Below are 2,058 nucleotides of genomic sequence, written 5' to 3'. Positions count from 1 at the left end.
CATTATGGTGGTCGCTACTGGGCTCGAACCAGTGACCCCCTCCTTGTAAGGGAGGTGCTCTCCCAGCTGAGCTAAGCGACCTCATGCTGTGTGGGTCGGTATTATAGGGAGCAAGGAAAAGCTGTCAACGATTTTTCGATAAAAATATAACGATAGTGCTATTTTTGTGCCGTTTGGCGTTTTGTTAAACAGACTGGTTTTTATTTTTAACGAAAAACGGAGCATGATTCAACATTCGCCCATTTCAACCTAGCGCGTTGGCTGTTAGAATATGTGCCACATTTTTATCCTCGTCTGTTTTGGGGTTATACCCATATATTTATACAGACTTCTTTATATAGGTTAGTGTCCGACTATGACTACTAAGACTCGTTTTGCTCCAAGCCCTACAGGTTTTTTACACGTTGGTGGTGCGCGTACAGCACTTTACTCATGGTTACATGCAAAAGCGAATAACGGTGAATTTGTTCTACGTATTGAAGACACTGATATTGAACGTTCAACACAAGAAGCTTGCGATGCTATTTTAGATGGCATGAACTGGTTAGGCTTAACTTGGAATGAAGGGCCTTATTATCAAACTAAACGTTTTGATCGTTATAATGAGATCATTGCGCAAATGTTAGACAAAGGCACTGCATATAAATGTTATTGCTCACGTGAACGTATTGAATCTTTACGTGAAGAACAATCTGCCAAGGGTGAACAGCAAAAATACGACGGATGTTGTCGTAATTTAGCACCACGTGATACAGATGAACCTTTTGTCGTGCGTTTTAAAAACCCAACAGAAGGCAGTGTTATTTTTGATGACCATGTCCGTGGCCGTATTGAAATTGCTAACAGCATGCTTGACGATTTAATCATTAAACGTACTGATGGTGTACCTACCTATAACTTTTGTGTTGTGGTTGATGATTGGGATATGGGTATTACTTGCGTGGTGCGAGGTGAAGACCATATTAACAACACCCCTCGCCAAATTAATATTTTGCAGGCATTAGGTGCGCCAATTCCTGAGTATGCCCATGTTTCGATGATTTTAGGTGATGATGGTGCTAAATTATCAAAACGTCATGGGGCGGTGGGCGTGATGCAATACCGCGACGATGGCTATTTACCTGAAGCCCTATTGAACTACCTTGTTCGTTTGGGGTGGTCTCATGGCGATCAAGAAGTGTTCTCGCTGGACGAAATGATCAGTCTGTTCAAATTAGATGACATTAATAAAGCCGCTTCTGCTTTTAATACCGACAAGTTGAATTGGTTAAATCAGCACTATATTAAATCATTAGCACCTGAATATGTTGCATCTCATTTAGCATGGCACATGAATGACCAAAAAATTGATATTACTAATGGACCAGCACTAACAGAAGTCGTGACTGCACTTTCTGAGCGCGCTAAAACATTAAAAGAACTTGCAGCTTCAAGCCGTTACTTCTATGAAGACTTTACTGAGTTTGATGAAGGGCAGGCGAAAAAGCACCTTCGTGGTGTTGCTTTAGAGCCATTAACGCTAGTAAAAGCAAAGTTAGAAGCGTTAACAGATTGGACAGTAGAATCATTACATGCTGTTATTGAAGCCACAGCAACTGAATTAGATGTTGGTATGGGGAAGGTGGGTATGCCGTTACGCGTTGCCGTGACCGGAGCAGGACAATCACCAGCTTTAGATTTAACCTTGTTTTTGATAGGTAAAGACAGATCTGTTGAAAGAATATCCAAAGCGATTGATTTTGTAGCAGATAGAATAAATTCCTAAAAAACGAGTTGACACATTAAGGTATGCTGCATAGAATGCGCCTCGCAGTTGAGACACAGCTCAGTAATTTCTGGCAGCGTATCTAAATTGTGATTTAAGTAAGACGGGGTTATAGCTCAGCTGGGAGAGCGCTTCGCTGGCAGTGAAGAGGTCCACGGTTCGATCCCGTGTAGCTCCACCACTTACTTAAACACTTCATAAAGAAGTTAGCATCAATGTTTAGCCTACAGGCATCGATGAGTATTCACTCGATACAGAGTATAACGTATCACCAGTGTCCCATTCGTCTAGAG

The 2,058-nt window shown here is 41.7% G+C and carries 1 protein-coding gene and 2 tRNA genes; 2 read left to right on the top strand and 1 reads right to left on the bottom strand.

The window, feature by feature from the left end; genetic code table 11:
• Positions 1 to 5 precede the first annotated feature (5 nt).
• Positions 6 to 81, bottom strand: a tRNA-Val gene (locus tag OHT75_RS17630).
• Between the two features lie 274 nt (positions 82 to 355).
• On the opposite strand from OHT75_RS17630, the gene gltX reads away from it, so the two are divergent.
• Both gltX and OHT75_RS17620 read left to right on the top strand, forming a co-directional pair.
• Entirely contained in the window at positions 356 to 1,765 is a 1,410-nt protein-coding gene (gene gltX / locus OHT75_RS17625; protein WP_264728969.1) for a glutamate--tRNA ligase, read from the top strand.
• A gap of 105 nt (positions 1,766 to 1,870) precedes the next feature.
• Positions 1,871 to 1,946: transfer RNA gene (locus tag OHT75_RS17620), tRNA-Ala, on the top strand.
• Positions 1,947 to 2,058 lie beyond the last annotated feature (112 nt).

Origin of the sequence: Shewanella subflava (assembly GCF_025971955.1) — a bacterium.
Lineage (GTDB): Bacteria > Pseudomonadota > Gammaproteobacteria > Enterobacterales > Shewanellaceae > Shewanella > Shewanella subflava.
Note: the sequence above shows the minus strand (reverse complement) of the source record. Positions and strands in the feature narration are given on the sequence as shown.